The organism is Burkholderia arboris (assembly GCF_902499125.1).
Taxonomy (GTDB): Bacteria; Pseudomonadota; Gammaproteobacteria; order Burkholderiales; family Burkholderiaceae; genus Burkholderia; species Burkholderia arboris.
In genome coordinates, this window is sequence record NZ_CABVPX010000010.1 from 37,339 (window position 1) to 56,121 (window position 18,783).

15 protein-coding genes and 1 tRNA gene are annotated in these 18,783 nt (G+C 67.5%); 4 read left to right on the plus strand and 12 right to left on the minus strand.

Annotated features, from left to right (window positions below; translation table 11 throughout):
• Positions 1 to 13: 13 nt before the first annotated feature.
• From BLA15945_RS14265 to BLA15945_RS14275, 3 genes are all read right to left on the minus strand, one after another.
• Positions 14 to 1,555, minus strand: a complete 1,542-nt coding sequence (locus tag BLA15945_RS14265; protein WP_174992707.1) for an FGGY family carbohydrate kinase — start codon at positions 1,553 to 1,555, stop codon at positions 14 to 16.
• A complete protein-coding gene (locus BLA15945_RS14270; protein ID WP_174992708.1) occupies positions 1,552 to 3,015 on the minus strand; it encodes an MFS transporter in 1,464 nt (487 codons plus the stop codon). The genes BLA15945_RS14265 and BLA15945_RS14270 overlap by 4 nt, the downstream gene beginning before the upstream one ends.
• 240 nt (positions 3,016 to 3,255) lie before the next feature.
• Positions 3,256 to 3,972: an SDR family oxidoreductase gene (locus BLA15945_RS14275; RefSeq protein WP_174992709.1), complete on the minus strand. Its 717-nt coding sequence runs from the start codon at positions 3,970 to 3,972 to the stop codon at positions 3,256 to 3,258.
• Positions 3,973 to 4,104: 132 nt separating this feature from the next.
• On the opposite strand from BLA15945_RS14275, the gene BLA15945_RS14280 reads away from it, so the two are divergent.
• A complete protein-coding gene (locus BLA15945_RS14280) occupies positions 4,105 to 5,082 on the plus strand; it encodes a LysR family transcriptional regulator (protein ID WP_174992710.1) in 978 nt (325 codons plus the stop codon).
• Between the two features lie 11 nt (positions 5,083 to 5,093).
• Here BLA15945_RS14280 and BLA15945_RS14285 read toward each other — a convergent pair whose 3' ends face one another.
• Positions 5,094 to 5,831, minus strand: coding sequence for an SDR family oxidoreductase (locus BLA15945_RS14285; RefSeq protein ID WP_174992711.1), 738 nt, complete (start codon positions 5,829 to 5,831; stop codon positions 5,094 to 5,096).
• Positions 5,832 to 5,934: 103 nt separating this feature from the next.
• On the opposite strand from BLA15945_RS14285, the gene BLA15945_RS14290 reads away from it, so the two are divergent.
• The 3 genes from BLA15945_RS14290 (at position 5,935) to BLA15945_RS14300 (ending at position 9,031) form a co-directional block, all read left to right on the plus strand.
• Positions 5,935 to 6,882 carry a LysR family transcriptional regulator gene (locus BLA15945_RS14290; RefSeq protein ID WP_174992712.1) on the plus strand — a complete coding sequence of 316 codons (948 nt, stop codon included), beginning with the start codon at positions 5,935 to 5,937 and terminating at the stop codon, positions 6,880 to 6,882.
• Between the two features lie 127 nt (positions 6,883 to 7,009).
• Complete coding sequence (locus tag BLA15945_RS14295; RefSeq protein WP_059237206.1) at positions 7,010 to 8,398, plus strand: nucleobase:cation symporter-2 family protein; 1,389 nt, start codon at positions 7,010 to 7,012, stop codon at positions 8,396 to 8,398.
• A 207-nt stretch (positions 8,399 to 8,605) separates the two neighbouring features.
• Positions 8,606 to 9,031: an NUDIX hydrolase gene (locus BLA15945_RS14300; protein WP_174992713.1), complete on the plus strand. Its 426-nt coding sequence runs from the start codon at positions 8,606 to 8,608 to the stop codon at positions 9,029 to 9,031.
• A gap of 74 nt (positions 9,032 to 9,105) precedes the next feature.
• Here BLA15945_RS14300 and BLA15945_RS14305 read toward each other — a convergent pair whose 3' ends face one another.
• From BLA15945_RS14305 to fdnG, 8 genes are all read right to left on the minus strand, one after another.
• A complete protein-coding gene (locus BLA15945_RS14305; protein WP_059237208.1) occupies positions 9,106 to 9,318 on the minus strand; it encodes a hypothetical protein in 213 nt (70 codons plus the stop codon).
• A gap of 203 nt (positions 9,319 to 9,521) precedes the next feature.
• Positions 9,522 to 9,617, minus strand: a tRNA-Sec gene (locus BLA15945_RS14310).
• 32 nt (positions 9,618 to 9,649) lie between these two features.
• Positions 9,650 to 11,575, minus strand: coding sequence for a selenocysteine-specific translation elongation factor (gene selB / locus BLA15945_RS14315; protein ID WP_174992714.1), 1,926 nt, complete (start codon positions 11,573 to 11,575; stop codon positions 9,650 to 9,652).
• The gene (gene selA, locus BLA15945_RS14320; RefSeq protein ID WP_174992715.1) at positions 11,572 to 13,011 is read right to left on the minus strand and encodes an L-seryl-tRNA(Sec) selenium transferase; all 1,440 of its coding nucleotides are present in this window, start codon (positions 13,009 to 13,011) and stop codon (positions 11,572 to 11,574) included. The genes selB and selA overlap by 4 nt, the downstream gene beginning before the upstream one ends.
• A 75-nt stretch (positions 13,012 to 13,086) precedes the next feature.
• On the minus strand, positions 13,087 to 14,022 hold the full coding sequence (gene fdhE, locus BLA15945_RS14325) for a formate dehydrogenase accessory protein FdhE (protein WP_174992716.1): 936 nt from the start codon (positions 14,020 to 14,022) through the stop codon (positions 13,087 to 13,089).
• A 108-nt stretch (positions 14,023 to 14,130) separates the two neighbouring features.
• Positions 14,131 to 14,757, minus strand: coding sequence for a formate dehydrogenase subunit gamma (locus tag BLA15945_RS14330; protein WP_059237212.1), 627 nt, complete (start codon positions 14,755 to 14,757; stop codon positions 14,131 to 14,133).
• Complete coding sequence (gene fdxH, locus BLA15945_RS14335) at positions 14,754 to 15,668, minus strand: formate dehydrogenase subunit beta (RefSeq protein ID WP_059237213.1); 915 nt, start codon at positions 15,666 to 15,668, stop codon at positions 14,754 to 14,756. The genes BLA15945_RS14330 and fdxH overlap by 4 nt, the downstream gene beginning before the upstream one ends.
• 10 nt (positions 15,669 to 15,678) lie before the next feature.
• Positions 15,679 to 18,750 carry a formate dehydrogenase-N subunit alpha gene (gene fdnG / locus BLA15945_RS14340; RefSeq protein ID WP_081051928.1) on the minus strand — a complete coding sequence of 1,024 codons (3,072 nt, stop codon included), beginning with the start codon at positions 18,748 to 18,750 and terminating at the stop codon, positions 15,679 to 15,681.
• Positions 18,751 to 18,783: the final 33 nt, after the last annotated feature.

The following is an 18,783-nucleotide window of genomic DNA, read 5'->3' on the forward strand; positions in this document are numbered from 1 at the left end:
TCGTTCTCCGTGCTTACGCATGAGCAAAATCGGCCGCGTGCGCGAGCTCGGACGCGATCCGCGCGTGCCAGGCCGCGCGCCGGCGCTGCCGGCTGTCCGCATCGATCGAGGGTTCGAACACGGCGTCGGTGACGAGCGTCGCGCGGGCCGCGTCGAGCGAATCCCACAGCAACCCCGATGCACCCGCGAGGAATGCCGCGCCACGCAGGCTCGCGCGGTCGCCTTCGCGCATCCGGCGCACCGGCACGCCGCTCACGTCGGCCTGGATCTGCAGCAGCGTGTCGCTGCCCGCGAGGCCGCCGCCGACGATCAGCTCGGACACGTCGGCCCGCGCGACCGCCTGGTTGGCTTCCATGCACGATGCAACCGAATGCGCGATGCCTTCGAGCACCGCATAGGCGACCTCCGCCTGTGTCGTCGCGATCGAGATGCCCGACAGCAACGCACGCGCGTTCGGCTCCATCCGCGGCACGCGCAGGCCCGTGAGCGCCGGCACGAACGTCACCCCGCGCGCCGACTGCACGGTGCCCGCCAGCGCGCTGATCTGCGCGGGATCGTCGAACCAGCGCAGCTTTTCGCAGACCCAGCGCAAGGCCGATCCGGTCGTCGCGACAAAGGTTTCGAGCGAGTAATGCGACACGCCGCCGTGCCGCCGTGCAGTCATCGCGAGCGTGCCGTCGTGCGCGTGACCGGGTTGCGCATGCGATCCGGCGTCCGGGCGCGCCGTACCCGTCAGCAGGTCGACGAAGCTGCCGGTGCCGTGCACGCACATCGCCTGCCCGCGCTCGACGCAGCCGAGGCCGACCGCCCCCGCGAACTGGTCGCCCGCGCACGCGAGAATCGGCACGTCGATGCCGAGCACGTCCTCGCGCGTGCGGCCGAACGCGTCGGCATCCTCGCGCAGCGCGGGCAGCAGCTCGCGCGGAAAGCCGAGCGCATCGAGCCACGGGTCGAAGTAGCGGTGTTCGCCGAGCCGGTACGCACTCGCGGAAGTTGCGTTGGTCGGCGTCGTCACGCACGCGCGCGCATCGGACAGATGCCACAGCAGCCACGTATCGATCGTGCCGAACGCGAGACAGCCGGCGCGCTGCGCGTCGGCCGCCGCCTGCGACGTGCGCAACTGGTGCACGGCCCACAGATACGGCGAGCGCACGCCCGCCGGCCGCCCGACCTGCGGCACCAGCACGCGGTCCCAGTCGGCCGCGAGACGGTCGAGCTCGTCGGCATGACGCGTGTCCTGCCAGACCATCGCGGGCACGAGCGCGCGCCCGGTCCGCGTGTCCCACAGCACGGCGGTCGCACGCTGCGTCGCGAGCGCCAGCGCGACGATGCGCACACCCTGCTCATGCGCATGGGCAAGCGTCGCGCGGCAGACCGCGAGCGTCTTGTCGAGGATCGCGTTCGCGTCCTGTTCGACGACGCCGGGCCGCGGGCTGTCGACCGACAGCGGCAGGTATTCCAGGCACGACACGTGTCCGCTCGCGTCGACGAGCGCGGCGCGCGTGCCGGACGTGCCTTCGTCGATCGCGAGAATGGCGTTTCGGGTTTCGGTCATCGCTGCGTTTTCTCGATGGCGGGTTTCAGGAAGGCCGACGCGGTGCGCGCGTCTTCGCCGAAGTGCGGCGCGTCGGGTTCGTTGTCGGGATTGATCGTCGTGCGGGTTGGATCCCAGCGGATCGCGAAGCAGATCGCGCTGGCCACGCACGGCACGATCGCGAGAATCAGGAACGTGTGCTCGAGGCCGTAGCGCGCACGAAACAGCGGAAAGACCAGCAGGCCGAGCGCCGCGCCGATCGACCCGAGCGCGCCGACGATGCCGTTCGCGCCCGCCCGCAGCTCGCCGCGAAACGACAGCGACGACAGGCTCTTGCCGTTCGCGCCGGGGCCGGCCGAGTGGAACAGGATGAACAGCGACGGCACGACCACCGACAGCCACAGCGGCATGCGCGCATGAAACAGCCCGAGCGCAACCAGCATCGCGCAGACCGCCGCGAAGCCGAATGCCGACGCACGACGCAGGCCGGCACGGCGGCCGACCGCCGACGACGAGAAGCCGCCAACGATCCCGAACAGGTTGAACACGAGCGCGCCGAGCGTCGCGTAGACGAAATCCTTGCCGAACAGCGCGGCGCTGATCAGCGGCAGATACCAGCCGATCGCGAAGTATTCGATCGACTGGCCGATCTGCACGGTCGCGGCCAGGATCGTGCGCGGCAGGTAGACGCCGCGGAAGATCAGCAGCACGTTCGCGAGGCCGCGCGTGGCCGGATTGACGACCGGCGTGCGTTCATGCGCAGGCGCGGCGATGAATCCCTGCCCGTAGATGCGTGTCATCGCGCGCGCCGCATCGTCGAGCCGCGCCTTGCGTGCGAGCCAGATCGGGCTTTCGACGAGGTACGCGCATTGCAGCGCGAGGATCGCGACGCCGAATACCGCGGTGGCCGCCACCGAGTAGCGCCAGATCGAATCGCCGACCTGCCACGCATGAAACAGCAGCGCGAGCAGCAGGTTCAGGCAGACGGCCGTGTACCACATGCCCTGCCAGGTATTGAGCCGGCTCTTCAGGCGGCCCGGCGTGAACTCCGCGAGCATCGCCATCGCGATCGCGAAGTCGATTCCGTACGCCATCCCGACGAAGAAGCGGCCCGCGAGAATCGCGTTGAAATCCGGTGCGAACACCACCAGCAGTGCACCGATCACCGACAGCAGCTTCGCGGCGATCAGCGGCCGCACACGGCCCCACCGGTCGGCCATCCAGCCGCCGATCGGGTTGAACGCGATCGCGACCCACGATGCGAACGACGTCATCCATGCGACCTGCGCGGCCGACAGATTCAATTCGTGTGTCATCGGCCCAAGGCCGGCGCTCAGTGCCGAGTTGGAAAATGCGTCGAGAAACAGCCCGCCGAGCGACAGCCACCAGACGAGCCCCGCCCTGCCCGTGATACCGGGGCGCGCGTCGAGAAAGGAGATGACGTCTTCAATGCCATGAAGCTTGACTGCGATCGTTTGCACAATCGGCCTCCGTATATTTTTTCTGTAAGAGGCTCGACATTGCAGATGCGATCGACGCATGGAGAGACCATCTTACAGATAGTCTCTTATCTAGATCTGCCAGCGCAATTTACGGCGGGCAGCGCGCCTGTGTCAAGCGCGGTCGGTTGTGCGTTGCAGCGAGCGGCGCATCATCGTGTCGCGCAATCGTTGCGCCCGCAACGGCGTTCGCACGCGGGCAATGCACCGCGAACCGCGCGTTTACCACGGCACGGTCCGCCCCAGGTAGTCGAGGTATTCGAGCCCGGGCCGCGCCCGCTTCGCGAGCAGCACGTCGACGAGGCCCGGCACGCTCTCTTCGATGGTCAGGCGCGCATCGGGCCCGCCAAGTTCGGTGCGGACCCAGCCGGGCGCCATCAATGCCATCGCACGACGCGGATCGGCCTGACGCGCCGCGAAGCTGCGCATGAACTGGTTCAGCGCCGCCTTGCTGCCGCGATACACCTCGCGCATCCCGCTGACGTTGTTCGCAACGCTGCCCTGCCCCGACGACATGGCGCCGATCAGGCCTTCCGCGGTCACGAGATCCTGCAGTGTCTCGATCACGCGCATCGGCGCCAGTGCATTCGTGATCATCACGCGCACGAATTCGTCGGTCGCCACTGCGCCGATCGTCTCGTTCGGATCGTTGGTCGTCCCCGCGTTCACGAACAGCATGTCGAAGCGCCTGCCCGACAGGCGCTCGCGCAGCACGGCCAGTTGCGCGGGCTCGCAGATATCGAGCATCTCGATATCGAGCCGGCCGTCGAACCGGTCGGCCAGGTCGTGCAGCTTCGTGCGCCCCGATCCTTCGCGCACGGTACCCGTCACGTTCCAGCCCTGGTTCAGGAAACCCTCCGCCATCGCGAGCCCCAGGCCGCGCGAGGCCGCGACGAGCAGGAGCGTGGGGACGTGTCGATTCGATTCAGTCGATTGCATGGTTTCCGCCTTGGTCTGGTTTCGTCATGCGGCCACTATAGGCGCGCACCACGACAGGCGCCAGACGCACCGGATGCAACCGACAGTTGCACCGAACGCCCTGTCATTCACGCAAAAGCGTATCCTGTCCGCATGGAAGACCTCGACCTGAACCTCGTCACCGCGCTCGACGCGCTGCTGTCGGAAAGCAGCGTGACCGGCGCCGCGCGGCGGCTGGGCCTGAGCACGTCCGCGATGAGCCGCACGCTCACACGGCTGCGGCTCTCCACCGGCGATCAGTTGCTCGTGCGCGCCGGGCGCAAGCTCGTGCCGACACCGCATGCCGCCGCGCTGCGCGACCGCGTGCATGCGATCGCGCTCGACGCACGCGCCGTGCTCCGGCCGGCGACGGCCGACGTCGACATCGCCACCCTCACCGCCACGTTCACCATCCGGGCGGCCGCGTCGTTCATGGAAATGCTGTCGGGTCCGGTGGTCACCGCGCTCGGCGAAGTCGCACCACACGTGCGCATCCGCTTCGTCCCGAAACCCGACCGCGATCCGCAGGCGCTGCGCGACGGGGCGATCGACCTGGAAATCGGCAAACGCGGCGACGATGCGCCCGAGCTGCACACGCGCATGCTGTTTCACGACTGGCACGTCGCGGTGGCGCGCACCGGGCACCCGCTGTTCGCATCGGCCAGGATCACGCCGGCGCGCTATGCGGCCTGCCGTCACGTGATCGCATCGCAACTCGGCGATTTCGACGGGCCGGCCGGCGACGCGACCGGCAGCGCCGGCCCGGGCCACGCCGTGCACGTCGTCGTGCCGGGCTATCCCGATGCGATGCGCGTCGCCGCCAGCACCGACCTGATCGCGCTCGTGCCGCGCTCGAGCCTCGGCAACGCGTTCTCGCCGGGACTCACGGAAGCCCTGGGGCTGCGCAGTTTCGAGATCCCGGTGCACCTGCCGGCGATCCTCGTTTCCGCGCTGTGGCATCCGCGCATGCATGGCGACCCCGTGCATCGCCGCCTGCGCGATGCCGTCATTGCCGTCTGCCAGCGCGCGTATCCGGATTCCCGCGCGCCGCGCGCAACCGCACGCCGCGCCGGACCGCGTACCGCCGGCTGACGTCACGCGGCTCAGACCAGCCGGCCGCCGCCGTCGATGTGCAGGATTTCGCCGTTCATGAAGCCGTTGCCCAGCAGGAACGCGATCGCCTCCCCGACTTCGTCCGCCCGTCCGACACGACCGCCGGGCAGCGCCGCTGCAGCGCCCGTGAGAATCGCGTCACGCGCTTCCGGGCCGAACCCATCGTAAAGCGGCGTTTCGACGAAGCCCGGCGCGACGACATTGACGCGAATCGGTTTCAGCTCCAGTGCGAGCGACTGCGCCAGCGCCTCGACGCCGCGTACGGCGGCGGCAATGACGGACGTGCCGTGCGCGGCCGGCCGATCCGACAACTGCCCGCCGGTCAGCACGATCGAGCCGGTCGCGGGCATCAGCGGCAACGCGGCCCGGATCGCATACACCGGCCCGGCGATGCGCTCGTGCAGCGCGGTGAGCAATTGGTCGGGATCGGTCTCGGTCAGCTTCCCGGCAATGAATTGACCGGCCGTGACGACGAGGTGATCGACGCGCGTCAACGTGTCGAATACGGCCTGCACGGCGTGCCGGTCCGCGATATCGGCGACCGCGATGCCCGCGCCGCCGATTGCCAGCGCGGCAGACTCGAGCTTCGCGCGGGTCCGGCCGACCAGCGTGACGCTGGCGCCCTTGGCCTTCGCGACGGCAGCGGCAGCGAGTCCGATTCCCGAACTCGCCCCGAAAACCACGACGTGCGCGCCCGCCAGCGCAGAACATTGCGTTACCTCGTTCATGTCGACTCCTCGTCAGGGGGTGAAGGTCCACGAACGTTAGGTCATTCTCCATTTCGCCGGAACATGGGAGACTTGCATAGGGCTCATGCCATAAGGGAATAAGATGGATTCGCTGCGTGCCATGCGCGTGTTCGTCCGCGCGATCGAGCTGGGCAATTTCTCGGCGGTCGCGCGCGAGGAAGACACCGGCCAGCCGACGATCAGCAAGATCGTCGCCAGATTCGAACAGGAACTGGGCGTGCGCCTGCTCGAACGTTCGACGACGAGCCTCGCGCCGACCGACGAGGGCAGGCGGTTCTACGACCGCTGCAAGCGCGTACTCGACGAATACGAAAGCGCGGTGGCCGACGTGCGCGGACAAACGCTGCGCCCGGTCGGCAAGCTGGTGGTCAACGCGCCGCTCGGGCTGGGCGAGCTGAGGCTGAATGCGCTCGTGCTCGAATTCCTCGCCGCGTGGCCGGAGATCGATGTCGAACTGCACCTGACCGATCGCGTGATCGATCTGGTCGAGGAAGGCGTCGACGTCGCGATTCGCCTCGGCCAGGTGCTGCCGCCGGATGCCGTCGCGCGCCACATCGCTTCGTCGCCGCGCCTGCTGGTGGCCACGCCCGCATACGTGGCGCGGACGCCGACGATCCGCCGCCCGGAAGATCTGACGAAGCACGCGTATGTCGGCTACGCCCGCGCGGACATCATCGGCAGCGAACTGACATTTGCACGGGGCGACGAGACAGTCGCCGTTCCGGTACGCGGCCGGTATCGCGTGAACAGCTCGATCGCGCTGCGGGAATGCTTCCTGGCCGGGCACGCGCTCGGCAGCGCGCCGGCGTGGCTCGTCCAGGACCTGATCGACGCCGGACAGCTCGTCAGGCTGCTACCGAAGTGGGACATGGTGCCGGCGCACGCGCTGCATCTCGTTTACGCGTCGCGCCGGTATCTGCCGCTCCGGACCCGCACCTTCCTGCAGTTCATGGAACAGCGGATTCCGGAACTGCCCGGTTTCAGCGCGACCGCCACGGCGGCTACGGTCGCGACGCGGCAAACCCGCTGATCGCCCGGCACCGATCCGCCCCCTTTCCCCGATCCAACGAATCCCCACTATTGCGGCGCGCGCCGGCGGCGCCGGCGGGCCCTTCGGCTAAAATGCCGCACTTTCCACCTTGTCCGGCCCGCTCGCCATGCAACCCGCCTCCTCCGCCCAACCTGCCTCCCACGGCGCCGACGCCGCAGCATCGGCCCGCGACCTCGTCTACGGCCCGAACGACCGGCCGGCGCCGATGGTTGCCTTCGTCGCCGCGCTGCAGCACCTGCTGGCGATCATCGTGCCGATCGTCACGCCCGGCCTGCTGATCTGCCAGGCGCTCGGCGTGTCCAGCCGCGATACGACCCTGATCGTGTCGATGTCGCTGGTGATTTCCGGCATCGCCACCTTCGTCCAGTGCAAGCGCTTCGGCCCGCTGGGCGCCGGCCTGCTGATCGTCCAGGGCACCAGCTTCAACTTCGTCGGCCCGCTGATCGCCGGCGGCAGCCTGATGGTCAAGCAAGGCACGCCGGTCGAGACCGTGATGGCCGCGATCTTCGGCGTCGTGATCGCCGGGTCGTTCGTCGAGATGGGCGTGTCGCGCATCCTGCCGTTCGTGAAGCGCCTGATCACGCCGCTCGTGACCGGCATCGTCGTGCTGCTGATCGGCCTCACGCTGATCAAGGTCGGCCTCATCAGCATGGGCGGCGGCTATGGCGCGATGGCCAAGGGCACGTTCGCGAGCGCGGAAAACCTGACGCTGTCGGGGCTCGTGCTCGGCACGATCATCCTGCTGAACCGCGTACCGATCGTCTGGGTGCGCAGCACCGCGCTCGTCATCGCACTCGTGATCGGCTATCTCGCGGCCGCCTTCCTCGGCCGCCTCGACTTCACCGGCATGCACCAGGCCGCGCTGTTCCAGGTGCCGACGCCGCTGCACTTCGGCATCGGCTTCTCGTGGTCGCTGTTCGTGCCGATGCTGATCATCTACCTCGTCACGTCGCTCGAGGCGATCGGCGACGTCACGGCCACCAGCAAGATCTCGAACGAGCCGGTCGAAGGCCCGGTGTGGATGCAACGCATCAAGGGCGGCGTGCTCGTCAACGGCGCGAACTCGCTGCTGGCCGGCGTGTTCAACACGTTCCCGAGCTCGGTGTTTGCGCAGAACAACGGCGTGATCCAGATCACCGGTGTCGCAAGCCGCTACGTCGGCATCTGGATCGCGGGGATGCTGGTGGTGCTCGGCCTGTTCCCGGTCGTCGCCGGCGTGCTGCAGGCCGTGCCGGAACCCGTGCTCGGCGGTGCGGCGATGGTGATGTTCGGCGCAGTAGCCGCATCGGGTATCAACATCCTCGCGGGCGTCCAGCTCGACCGACGCGCGTTGCTGATCATCGCGGTGTCGCTGGCGCTCGGCCTCGGCGTGTCGCAGGTGCCGGACATTCTGAACAGCCTGCCGCACGCGCTCAAGAACGTGCTGGAATCGGGTGTGGCGACGGGCGGCATCTGCGCGCTCGTGATGAACTGGTTCCTGCCGGAAAAGAAGTAACCGGACGAACCGCGCGACGCGCGTGCGCCTGTCGGGCCCATCGCGCGTCGTGCCGAACGACATCGGGGCGCCGTGCAGGCAACGCGATCTGCACCCCATCTCACGCGTTCGGCATGCGCCGTGGTCGACTGCGCATCCGAGGCGATCAATCGTCAAACCCGGTCAGGCCACCTTGGCCGATCGATTTGTGCTGGTTAGAATCACTGCATGCCCCAAGCCCCCGCACCCAACACCGCTCCCGAAGCGAGCGCCGTCCCGGTCAAGGAACGCGCGACCGTCGTCTGCTATCGCGACGCGCAGGTGTTGCTCGTCGCGCGTGCGGCGTCGCGCTGGGCGCTGCCCGGCGGCACGATCAAGCGCGGGGAAACGCCGCTCGAAGCCGCACATCGCGAGTTGTGCGAAGAAACCGGGATGACCGGCCAGGATCTGACGTACTCGATGCAATTCACCGGGCTCGCGAAAGTCCATCACGTGTTCTTCGCGGAAGTCGGCCCGGACCAGACGCCGCAAGCGAACAACGAGATCGAGAAATGCAAGTGGTTTCCGATCGACAGCGTCGACGGATTGCGCGCGAGTATTCCGACGAAGCGAATCGTCGAACTCGTCTACAACCACGAAATCCGCAAGGCGTAGCGCGCCGACGGCGAGCGCACGCGTGAGCCGTCGGCCGGCTCAAGTCGACTGTCGCGGAACGGCGGCGCGAACGCTCAGTGCATGCGCTTTCGGCGCAATTCGTGCATGGAATAGACGACGAGGAAGATGCCCAGCATCGCCACGCCGGACGCCATGAAGTCGTTTGCGCTTCCCGAGCTGTGCAGGGACTTCGGGAAAATGCCGAGACTCAATCCTGCGACAGCGAGAAGCAATCCTGCTGCCACGCCCCAGATCGGTCCGGCGGTCTTTTCGATTTTATTTTTCATACAGCACCCGTCTACAGTCATTACCTGAACGGTATCGGCAAAGGCGCCGCGTCTACCTTCAGTGATTCCACTATAGCCGGGAAATAATTCGCAGACTTTTAGTGCTTTTCCGGATCAAGTTTGCCGGGTCGTGACCGTCGCACGACGTCGCTCCGTGACGCAGGCGCGCCATCTGAAGCAGGTCGAATCGCGAGAAAACGGGATGGCGGAAGGCAGCAGGAGTCGAACCTACCCGGGAGTGTCTGACACCCCCAACCGGGTTTGAAGCCCGGCCGTACCACCGGATACGAATGCCTTCCGTGGGGAAAAGAACCAAAAGAACAACGAGCGCCTACGCCTGAATACCCACCCAACCGCTGTCAGGCCGCAGGTAGTGAAGATCGCGGTGGAAGCGAGTATACCCAACCCGATCGAAGAACTCGAGAATCTGGATCGCGCGCTTGCGGCCAAGCCCCGTCGCGTCGCGGAACGTCGCGGCATCGAGCCCGCCGCCGCGCGACGGCGCGAGATGCGCGACCAGCGCCGCCAGCTCGCGCGCAACATCCGCGTGATAGAACAGGTCGCGCACGACCTGGTGCACGTCGCCGCGCCGCGCCAGCTTGCGCAGCAGCGTACGCACCGCGTCCTCGGCGGCGCCCGTGTCGCGGGCCAGGTCGCGCACCCACGGCGGATCGAAGCGCCCCGCATGAATCAGCGGCAGCAGTTGCTGCGCCAGCGCTTCCTCGCGTGGCTCGAGGCTCACCGAATGCGTCGGCAGATGCAGCCACGGCCCGCTGCGCGCAACTTCGCCGCCGGCCACCAGCGCCTCGACCAGCGCACGCCACAGCGCGTCGCCGACGAGCGGCGCAGCCATCCGCCGCAGGCGTGCGGCGTCGAGCCCCTGCTCGTCGGGCATGCGCTCGTGATACGTGCGCAGCGTATCGATCGCCCGCGTCTGCAGCGCGCGCCAGTGTGCATGCGCAATCACCGCGCCGTCGTTCGACGCGGTGTCGCGTTGCCCGATCGGCAGCGCGTCGTCCGGCAATGCCAGCGCATTCGGCGCGAAACCCGTCAGATGCGTGAGCGTCGCGCGCGGAAGGCCGAGCGGCGCCTGCGCGAGCAACGCATCGAGTCGCCCTTCGTCGAGCCATGCCGCCAGCGCATCGAGCCATGCCCGGCGCGCGGGCGTGCGGCGCTTGCGTGCCGGCCCGAACGGATCGAGCACTCGACCGCCGCCGACGGTGCGCGTCGCCTGCGGGTTGCGGACGATGAACCGGTCGCCCGGCAGCGCGAACACCGGCTCGTCGAACACCAGTTGCACACGCATACGTTGGCCGGCCGCGAGCGTGTCGCCGTCGAGCAGCGCCACGTGTGCGACGCGATGCAGCGTGCCGAGATGCACATGCAGCGGCGCCCAGTGCGTCAGCGTCAGACCGGCGTCCGCGAGCAGCGTCAGCTCGACGTCCAGGCGCGGCGACGTCGCGACGAGCCGCGCATCGGCGACGGTATCGCCACGCTCGACGTCAGTCTTGTCGACGCCGGCCAGGTTCAGCGCGCAACGCTCGCCTGCGCGGCCGGCCTCGACCGGCCGGTTCTGCGCATGGATGCTGCGCACTCGCGCCGCGCCGCCCGTGCGCATGATCGCGAGCGTATCGCCCGTCGCGACGCGCCCCGCGAATGCAGTGCCCGTCACGACCGTACCCTGCCCCGCGAGCGTGAACACGCGATCGACCGCGAGCCGGAACAGCCCGTCGTCGCGGCGCGCACGCCACGCGATCGCCGCATCGGCCAGGTGACGCTTCAGCGCTGCGACACCCGGATCGTCCGCGACCGTCGCCCGCGTTTCGAAAATCGGCACGCCGGCCAGCGTCGAATCGTGCAGCCATGCGGCGATCTCGTCGCGCACCTCGGCGGCCCGCGCGGCGTCGACACGATCGCATTTCGTCAGCGCGACGGCGCCATGCGTGACGCCGAGCAGTTGCAGGATCGCGAGATGCTCGCGCGTTTGCGGCATCACGCCGTCGTCGGCGGCAATCACGAGCAGCGCGAAGTCGATCCCGCACGCGCCGGCCGCCATCGTATGAATCAGCTTCTCGTGGCCCGGCACGTCGATCAGGCCGAGCACGTCGCCGTTGTCGAGCGGCGTATACGCATAGCCGAGTTCGATCGAGATGCCGCGCGCCTTCTCTTCCTTCAGGCGGTCGGTATCGACGCCCGTCAGCGCGCGCACCAGCGTCGTCTTGCCGTGGTCGATGTGTCCCGCGGTCCCGACGATCATGCGGCGGGCCCCGCGAGCGGCACGCATTGTGCGGCGAACACCGCTTCTTCAGCGGCTTCGAGGCAGCGCAGGTCGAGCCGCAGCGCATTGTCGGCGATCCGGCCGATCACCGGGCGCGGCCATTCGCGCAGCCGCTTCTCGAGTTGCACGAGCGCCCGGCCGCCGCGTTTGCCGTCCGCCGGGCGCACGACGAGCCCGGCGCTCGGCAGTTGATCGACCGGCAGCGCGCCGCTGCCGATCTGGCTGAACATCGGCTCGACCGTCACGTCGAAACCGCCGCCGAGCGCGGCCTGCAGCATCGGGCGCACGCGTTCGGCCGCTTCGGCGATCTCGCGCTGCGGGCGCGTCAGCAGGCGCAGCGTCGTGAGCCGGTCGCGCAGGAATTCCGGCGACTGGTACAGACGCAGCACGGGCTCGAGCGCCGCGAGCGTCAGCTTGCCGACGCGCAGCGCACGCTTGAGCGGGTGTTTCTTGATCTTCGCGATCAGCGCGCGATCGCCGACGATCAGGCCGGCCTGCGGCCCGCCGAGCAGCTTGTCGCCGCTGAACGTGACAACGTTTGCGCCGGCAGCAACGGTTTCCTGCACGGTCGTCTCGTGCGGCAGGCCCCATTGCGACAGGTCGGCGAGCGTGCCGCTGCCGAGATCGACGGCGACCGGCACGCCGTGCTCGCGCGCGAGCGGCGCGAGTTCGGCAAGCGTCGCCTCCTTCGTGAAGCCGCTGATCGCGTAGTTGCTGCAGTGCACCTTCATCAGCAGCGCCGTGCGCGGGCCGATTGCGTCCGCGTAGTCGCGCAGATGGGTGCGGTTGGTCGTGCCGACCTCGCGCAGCTTCGCGCCTGCGCGGCTCATGATGTCGGGAATGCGGAACGCGCCGCCGATCTCGACCAGCTCGCCGCGCGACACGACCACTTCCCGCTTCGTCGCGAGCGCCGACAGCGTCAGCAGCACGGCCGCAGCGTTGTTGTTGACGACGGTCGCGGCTTCCGCGCCCGTCAGTTCGCACAGCAGATCGTCGATCAGGTCGTCGCGATCGCCGCGGCGGCCCGTGGCGAGATCGAATTCGAGGTTGACCGGCCGCGTGAGCGCGTCGACCACCGCGCGCACCGCGTCGTCGGGCAACAGCGCACGCCCGAGGTTCGTGTGCAGCACGGTGCCGGTCAGGTTGAACACGGCGCGCACGGCGCCCGTGCTCCGTGCGGCCAGCGTGCGCGCGAGGGTGGCGGCGATGCGCGGCTCGTCGAGCGGCTCGGCCGCTGCCGGATCGCGCTGCGCGGCGGTACGCCAGCGTTCCAGCTCCGCGCGCAGGGCGTTCAGCACGCGCGTGCGGCCATAGTCCACGATCAGCGGTTGCAACGGTGCCGACGACAGCACGCGCTCGACGGAGGGCACGCGCGCCAGCACCGCATTCAATTCATTCACACCCGGTTCGGTCACGTAGTGGTGGCTCCAGTCTCATGCTTCGCAGTCGGCCGGCGCCGGCGCTCGCGCACCGCCCCCGGCCTCGTGCCGTCAGTCCGCTTCCCGCGCGACGTCCGGCCACAGCAGCGGGTTCGGCGAACTGCGCTGGTAGCCGGCCTCGTTCATCAGCAGGTCGAGCGTGAGGCTCGCGAGATCGTCCGCCAGCGGCTCGAACTCGTAGTCCTTGTCCTGATAGCCGATCTTGCGATAGGTCTTGCACTCGTCGCACGATTCGGCCTTGACGGCTTCGCTGCCGCCCTCGATCCCGTGATACGCGATGCCCTTCGTCGAATCGCAGTGCGAGCACTTCGTGCGCACCATGTGCCACTCGGTCGTGCACAGCCCGCATTGCAGGAAACGGTAGCCCTGGTACTGGCCGCCGACCCGCACGACGCTCGCGACCGGATGCGAGCCGCACACGGGGCACAGCCCCGGCTGGTCGAGATACGGAACATCGGCCGGTGTCACACGGCTCGCGAGGTCCGTCCAGACCACCTGCAGCGCGGCCATCAGGAACGGCGCGGTAGCCGGGTCGACCTCAGCGAAGCGCAGCGCGAGGATCGCGTCGGCCTGCGCGTCGAGTTCGGCCGGCGCCATCAGACGCAGCCGGTCGAGCAGTTTCGCGAGCTGCGGGTTGACGAGCCCGGCGCCTTCGACGCGGTCGAGCAGTTCGTACAGCACGGCGCGCCAGCGCGCGTCGCGCTCACCGTCGAGTGCCGGCACGAGCGGCATCGAATGCTGCTGCGCACACGCGATCGCTTCCTTCGACGGCAGCGGCAGGTCCAGCGTTTGCAGCGTCGCATGCTGCGCGTCGGCGACGGTGGCCATCAGCCGCAGGTAGCCGCTGATCGGGTTCAGGTCGGCAAGCTTGCGCATCCGCGCGGCGCGCGCCGCGAACGCGGTCGCGCGCTCCGGCAGGCGAAAGCGCGGAATGGCCGAATGATCGAGTGCCGAGATCTCGGTCGGTTCGAGAATACGTTGTGTCACAAATATGTCTTCCAAATAAACAAGCGCCGACAGGTCGGCGCTTTCAGGCGGTTCCGACGGTCGACGGGGCCGCCCGCCGCAATCGGCGAGCCGCCCCGCTCCGGTGCGTTATTTCACGCTTTCACGGAACCACTTCGGGTGATGCTTGCGAGCCCAGCCCAGCGTGACGGTGCCACGCACCATCGCGCCGATCGAGCCCTTCACCCACAACGCCGCGTAAATGTGCACGATGATGCTCGCGATCAGCACGAAGGCCGCCACGGCATGCACGACAGCGGCCGCGCGGATCACCCCGATCGGGAAGTAGAACGAGAAGTAGCGCCGCCAGATCACGACTCCCGACAGCAGGAGCAGCAGCAGGCACGCCACCAACGTAAAGAATAGCAGCTTCTGCCCGGCGTTATAGCGCCCGACAGGCGGCAGCTTGTCTTCCTGGTTGGTCAGCACGTCGCCGATCTGCTTCAGCCACTGGCGATCGTCCGCGTCGAGCGCGTTGTGGTGCCAGAAGCGCACGACGAGGATCGCGAACGACACGAACATCACGAGGCCGACGAACGGATGCAGGATCCGCGTCCACTGGCCGCCGCCGAACAGCGCGGTCAGCCAGAACATCGACGGATGGAACAGCGCGAGCCCGGACAGCGCGAGCAGCACGAACGTGATCGCGGTGATCCAGTGGTTCGTGCGCTCGTTCGCCGAGTAGCGGACGATCAGGTTGGGGTCGTCGTGGCTCATTTCGCGTCCTCCTTGATGCGTCGGGCCTCGTCGCGCGCGGCCGATTCCTCTGCGTCGCTCACCTCGTTCGGACCGACGCGGACGTAGTGGAAGAACCCGGCGAGCGCGGTCAGCGCGATGCCGGCGACCGCGAGCGGTTTCGCGATCCCCTTCCACAGCTTCACCATCGGGCTGATCGACGGGTTGTCGGGCAGCCCGTGATACAGCGACGGTTTGTCGGCGTGGTGCAGCACATACATCACGTGCGTGCCGCCGACGCCCTGCGGGTCGTACAGCCCCGCGTGCTCGAAGCCGCGTTCCTTCAGGTCCTCGATCCGCTCGGCCGCGTGCTGCTTCATGTCCTCCTTGGTGCCGAACACGATCGCGCCCGTCGGGCAGGTCTTCACGCAGGCCGGTTCCTGGCCGACCGCGACGCGGTCGGAACAGAGCGTGCACTTGTATGCGCGATGATCCTTCTTCGAGATCCGCGGAACGTTGAACGGGCAACCGGTCACGCAATAGCCGCAACCGATGCAGTTCTCCTCGTGGAAATCGACGATCCCGTTGTTGTACTGCACGATCGCGCCCGGCGACGGACATGCCTTCAGGCAGCCCGGATCCTCGCAGTGCATGCAGCCGTCCTTGCGGATCAGCCACTCGAGGTCGCCCGCCGGGTTCTCGTATTCGGAGAACCGCATGACCGTCCACGAATGCTCGGTCAGGTCGGCCGGGTTGTCGTACACGCCGACGTTGGTGCCGACCTCGTCACGCAGGTCGTTCCACTCCATGCATGCCGTCTGGCATGCCTTGCAGCCGATGCACTTCGATACGTCGATCAGCTTCGCGACGCTCCCGGTCACCGGTTCGCGCACCGTGGGCGGTGGCGTCGTGGTGGCCGAGACGCGCTTGATGTCCAGCGATTGCAATGCCATCTCTTTCCCCTTACGCCTTTTCGACCTTCACCAGGAACGACTTGAATTCCGGTGTGTACGAGTTGCCGTCACCCACGGACGGAGTCAGGGTATTGGCGAGATAGCCGGGCTTCGTCAGACCCTTGAAGCCCCAGTGCAACGGGACGCCGACCGTCTGGACCTTCTTGCCGTCGACCGTCAGCGGCTTGATCCGCTTCGTGACGAGGGCGACCGCGATGATGTAGCCGCGCTTGGACGACACCTTCACGTGCTCGCCATGCGCGACGCCGACTTCCTTCGCGAGGTCTTCGCCGATCTCGACGAATTGCTCGGGCTGGATGATCGAGTTCAGCCGCGCATGCTTGGTCCAGTAGTGGAAATGCTCGGTCAGCCGGTACGTCGTCGCCACGTGCGGGAACTCCGCCACCTTGCCGAACGACGCACGGTCGTCCGCGAACACGCGGGCAGCCGGGTTGTTCAGCGCCTGCGGGTTGTTCGGGTGCAGCGGGTTCGCGTCGAGCGGCGTCTCGAACGGCTCGTAGTGCTCGGGGAACGGACCTTCGTTCATCCCCGCGCGGGCGAAGAAGCGCGCAACGCCTTCCGGGTTCATGATGAACGGCCCCATCCCGTTTTCGGGCGATTCGTCCACCTTGAAGTCCGGCACGTCGGCGCCCTTCCACGCGCTGCCGTTCCAGCCGATCAGCTTGCGGGTCGGGTCGAACGGCTTGCCGGCGACGTCGCACGATGCGCGGTTGTACAGGATCCGCCGGTTCGCCGGCCACGCCCACGCCCAGTTCAGCGTCTGGCCGATGCCGGTCGGGTCGGAGTTGTCGCGCCGCCCCATCTGGTTGCCGGCCTGCGTCCACGCACCGCAGAAGATCCAGCAGCCGCTCGCGGTCGTGCCGTCGTCCTTCAGCTGCGCGAACGCGGCAAGCTGCTCGCCCTTCTTCACGAGCGTCTTGGCCGGATCCTTCGGATCGGGCAGATCGGCGAGCGCCTTGCCGTTGAACTCCATTGCCAGCTCTTCGGGCGTCGGGCTTTCCGGGTTCGAGTACGGCCACGTCAGGTTCACGATCGGGTCCGGATACTTGCCGCCGTCCGTCTGGTACATCTTGCGCATGCGCAGGAACAGTCCCGACATGATCTCGAGGTCGCTCTTCGCCTCGCCCGGCGGCTCCGCGCCCTTCCAGTGCCACTGCAGCACGCGGCTCGAACTCACGAGCGAGCCGTTTTCTTCCGCAAAGCACGTGGTCGGCAGGCGGAACACCTCGGTCTGGATCTTCGACGCATCGACGTCGTTGTAGTCGCCGTGATGCTTCCAGAACTCGGACGTCTCGGTCGCGAGCGGATCCATGATCACGAGCCACTTCAGCTTCGCGAGGCCTGCCGCCGTCTTCACCTTCGACGGCGCCGCCGCGAGCGGGTTGAAGCCCTGGCAGATGTAGCCGTTCATCTTGCCGGCATTCATCAGCTCGATCACCTGCAGCAGGTCGTACTGCTTGTCCAGCTTCGGCAGGTAGTCGTAGCCCCAGTTGTTCTCGGCGGTCGCGGCATCGCCCCACCACGACTTCATGAAGCTGACGTGGAACGCCTTGTAGTTCTTCCAGTAGCTCAACTGGTTCGGCCGCAACGGCAGCTGCACGCGCTTCTTGATGTAGCCGTCGAAATCCTGCTCGGACTGCATCGGCAGCGTCATGTAGCCCGGCAGCAGGTTCGACATCAGCCCGAGGTCGGTCAACCCCTGGATGTTCGAGTGCCCGCGCAGCGCGTTCATCCCGCCGCCGGCGATGCCGATGTTGCCGAGCAGCAACTGCACCATCGCGCCGGTGCGGATGATCTGCGCGCCGATCGAATGGTGGGTCCAGCCGAGCGCGTACAGCACCGTGCCGGCGCGGCCGGGAACGGCCGTGGTCGCGAGCATCTCGCACACCTTCAGGAATTTCTCCTTCGGCGTGCCGCAGACCTGCTGGACCATGTCCTGCGTATAGCGCGCGTAGTGCTGCTTCAGCAGGTTGTACACGCAACGCGGATGCTGCAGCGTCGGGTCGACCTTCACGAAGCCGTCGTCACCGCGCTCGTAGTCCCAGCTCGATTTGTCCGGGTACGCGTGCTTCTCCGCGTCATAGCCGGAATAGATGCCGTCGTTGAACGCGAAATCCTCGCGCACGATGAACGAGAAGTCCGTGTAGTTCTTCACGTACTCGTGCTGGATCTTGTCGTTCGTCAGCAGATAGTTGATGACGCCGCCCAGGAAGACGATGTCGGTGCCGGTGCGGATCGGCGCGTAGTAATCGGCCACCGAGGCCGTACGCGTGAAGCGCGGGTCGACGACGATCAGCCGCGCCTTGCGGTGCGCCTTCGCCTCCGTTACCCACTTGAAACCGCACGGATGGGCCTCGGCTGCATTGCCGCCCATCACGAGAATCACGTCCGCGTTCTTGATGTCGACCCAATGGTTCGTCATCGCTCCACGGCCAAACGTCGGGGCAAGACCTGCCACCGTCGGGCCATGTCAGACACGCGCCTGATTGTCGAATGCGAGCATGCCAAGACTGCGGACAGTCTTGTGCGTCAGGTACCCGACCTCGTTGCTGCCGGCCGACGCGGCCAGCATGCCGGTCGTGAGCCAGCGGTTGACCTTCGAGCCGTCTTCGGCCGTCTCGACGAAGTTCGCGTCGCGGTCGGCCTTCATCAGCTTCGCGATGCGGTCGAGCGCGTCATTCCACGAAATCGGTTCCCACTTGTCCGAGCCGGGCGCCCGATACTCGGGGTGCGTCAGGCGGTTCGGGCTGTGGATGAAGTCGATCAGGCTCGCGCCCTTCGGGCACAGCGTGCCGCGATTGACGGGATGGTCGGGATCGCCCTCGATGTGGATGATGCTCGGCTGCGCGTTCTTCGCGCCGTCTCCGAGGCTGTACATCAGGATGCCGCAACCCACTGAACAGTAAGGACAGGTGTTGCGCGTTTCGACTGTGCGCGCCAGCTTGTACTGTCGGACTTCGGCGAGCGCTTCGGACGGAGAGAAGCCCATCAGGGCTAGACTCGATCCGGCAAGCGACGTAGCCGTCACCTTCAGGAACTGGCGCCGGGACATTTGTAGCATGGCTGGTCTCGGCGTTATTGTGGGGGTGGGGAA

Excerpts from the sequence above, each read along its gene's own strand:
- BLA15945_RS14265 (WP_174992707.1), bottom strand. The coding sequence starts at position 1,555 with ATGACCGAAACCCGAAACGCCATTCTCGCGATCGACGAAGGCACGTCC.
- BLA15945_RS14275 (WP_174992709.1), bottom strand. The coding sequence starts at position 3,972 with ATGCAATCGACTGAATCGAATCGACACGTCCCCACGCTCCTGCTCGTC.
- BLA15945_RS14280 (WP_174992710.1), top strand. The coding sequence starts at position 4,105 with ATGGAAGACCTCGACCTGAACCTCGTCACCGCGCTCGACGCGCTGCTG.
- BLA15945_RS14285 (WP_174992711.1), bottom strand. The coding sequence starts at position 5,831 with ATGAACGAGGTAACGCAATGTTCTGCGCTGGCGGGCGCGCACGTCGTG.
- BLA15945_RS14290 (WP_174992712.1), top strand. The coding sequence starts at position 5,935 with ATGGATTCGCTGCGTGCCATGCGCGTGTTCGTCCGCGCGATCGAGCTG.
- BLA15945_RS14295 (WP_059237206.1), top strand. The coding sequence starts at position 7,010 with ATGCAACCCGCCTCCTCCGCCCAACCTGCCTCCCACGGCGCCGACGCC.
- BLA15945_RS14300 (WP_174992713.1), top strand. The coding sequence starts at position 8,606 with ATGCCCCAAGCCCCCGCACCCAACACCGCTCCCGAAGCGAGCGCCGTC.
- BLA15945_RS14305 (WP_059237208.1), bottom strand. The coding sequence starts at position 9,318 with ATGAAAAATAAAATCGAAAAGACCGCCGGACCGATCTGGGGCGTGGCA.
- selB (WP_174992714.1), bottom strand. The coding sequence starts at position 11,575 with ATGATCGTCGGGACCGCGGGACACATCGACCACGGCAAGACGACGCTG.
- BLA15945_RS14330 (WP_059237212.1), bottom strand. The coding sequence starts at position 14,757 with ATGAGCCACGACGACCCCAACCTGATCGTCCGCTACTCGGCGAACGAG.
- fdxH (WP_059237213.1), bottom strand. The coding sequence starts at position 15,668 with ATGGCATTGCAATCGCTGGACATCAAGCGCGTCTCGGCCACCACGACG.